Raw genomic sequence first — 252 nt, 5'->3', positions numbered from 1 at the left:
GCCCGGTAATACGACGCCAGGTACGTTCCTGAACGTTGTGGGGAATCTCACCTTCCAGTCCGGCGCGCTGTATCTCGTCGGACTGAATTCCACCGCGTCGACATCAGCCAAGGTGACCGGTACCGCGCCGCTCGCAATCGTCGTGTTGCCGACAATGCCGCCGCCGGAGAGCACACCGCCAGAGTTCACGGTCACCGAACTCGACGACACGATCGAACCGTCGACTTGCAGGATGCCGCCATTGACGACCGT

General features: G+C 61.9%; 1 protein-coding gene. It reads right to left on the bottom strand.

The features are described 5' to 3' along the window. Positions 1 to 252 (bottom strand): hypothetical protein (locus FNJ47_RS47250; RefSeq protein ID WP_163163650.1); only part of this gene is annotated, 252 nt, incomplete at both ends.

The sequence above is a fragment of the Bradyrhizobium uaiense genome (assembly GCF_010811875.1).
Lineage (GTDB): Bacteria > Pseudomonadota > Alphaproteobacteria > Rhizobiales > Xanthobacteraceae > Bradyrhizobium > Bradyrhizobium uaiense.
This window is presented reverse-complemented; position numbering and strand designations above follow the sequence as displayed.